Source organism: Flavobacterium columnare NBRC 100251 = ATCC 23463, assembly GCF_002530675.1.
GTDB classification, from domain to species: domain Bacteria; phylum Bacteroidota; class Bacteroidia; order Flavobacteriales; family Flavobacteriaceae; genus Flavobacterium; species Flavobacterium columnare.
Genome location: NZ_PCMX01000022.1, coordinates 1 through 1,666 on the forward strand (window position 1 = coordinate 1; position 1,666 = coordinate 1,666).

Consider the following 1,666-nt stretch of genomic DNA (forward strand, 5'->3'; position numbering starts at 1 on the left):
GATATAGCCAAAGCCAAAACCCCTAACGACCCACAAGTACAAGAACAGTTAAAACAAAACGCACCTAATAACTCAAAAATTAAGCAATACCTTAATAGTGCAGGACTAAAGGTAACTGGTGAAATTGTCGTTACAGGCGAAATAGGTTTTGAGCATAATGTTATTGTAAATACCCTAACAAAAGAATTTACTATTATTGACCAATTAAAAAATGGTTTTGTAAATAGAAATGAAGTATTGTTGAAACCGCAGATAAGGTTTGATGCCAATGTTGCAATAAAGTATAAAAAAGAGTTTGATTTTGGTTTATTTCAAGAAAAATTAGAAGGAAAACTAGATGTTGATTTTAAAGGTGCAGTTGGAATAAAAATCAATTATGGTTATAGAGAAAATGAAGGATTATTTTTTAAAAAAACTTTATATTTTTCAGGTATAAGAGGAAAGTATTTGGGAAATTTTAATTCAGTAGGATTGTTGAATTTTGATATTGAAACCAATGAAGGCAAACCAACACCTTTTACATTATTAGAACCTTTTGAACTCGATTTAATAAGAATTCAATTATTTAACCATAAATAACGATTACCAATAATGAGAAAAATAATTTTAACAATATTAATTAGTTTAAATATTAATTGCAAACAAGATAAAAATATTATGCAAAATCCAAATATTAATGATAATAACTTAGTTGAAGAAATTATTAAAAGTGTTAAACACTACCCTAATGACAAAATAAATATTATTTCTTATGACAAACACTTTTGTGATTTTGAAGTTTTTGTAAATGGTTTAAGTGTTTATAAAAAATTTGACAAAGAAAGTGGGAGCTCGGCATTTGACATTAATCCTTATATTTTTAAAACTGGAGAGTATAATGTTAAATATAAACTATATCCAGTTAATGAAAAGGATGACTATAGTTTTAAGGGAAATACAATTTTTAATTTAAGTTTAGAATCATATAGTTTGAATTCTGCTGAAAATGAAAAGACTCATTTCAAATATAGCATTCCATATTTAAAAAATGAATTTATTGCTACTAATAAAAATATTTTTGAAGATACTTTTAAAATAAAAATAGAAGTACCTTACACTATAACTCCAGATTTTGAAAATGCTCAAGACTTAACAAAACTTGATAAAAAGCATTTAGAACAAAAGGTTTTAGAAAAGTATAATCAAATTAGAGAAGTTTATACAAAAAAGAATGTGGATGATATTGCAAAGTTAATTTATGCCAAAACAATTTTAGAATTTCAAACTACTTATGCAGATAAAGAAAAAGTTGCTGGATACTGGAAACTTTATAAAAATATTTTATTAAGTGATGATTTTACAATGTTACCAATAGAGAATTATAAAATGGAATTTTTCTATGATGGGCGATTAGTTACTTTAATTTCACAATCAAAAGAGCCTAAACTTAGAAACGAACCAGCCTTAGCAGGAAGATATAAAAATCAAATATCAAGTATAAAGCATTATTTGTATTTGCCAAAAGGCGAAACCGAGTTTAAAGTGTATTAAAAATTATCGCCTTTGAAAACCTGCGCCTATTTTCCAAACAAGACCTATCCGACTTTAAGAATGCTCGTGTATCCTGATCTAGTTTGGATAGCCAACTTGCAATATAATTTTGAGGGAAAAGGCGATTACTTTTTTC

General features: G+C 26.5%; 1 protein-coding gene and 1 pseudogene. Both read left to right on the plus strand.

The features are described 5' to 3' along the window. Positions 1-579: pseudogene (locus B0A78_RS03890) on the plus strand (hypothetical protein); the annotation flags it as partial. A 12-nt stretch (positions 580-591) separates the two neighbouring features. Beyond that, positions 592-1,530, plus strand: coding sequence for a hypothetical protein (locus B0A78_RS03895; protein WP_014166014.1), 939 nt, complete (start codon positions 592-594; stop codon positions 1,528-1,530). The last annotated feature ends 136 nt before the right edge of the window (positions 1,531-1,666 follow it).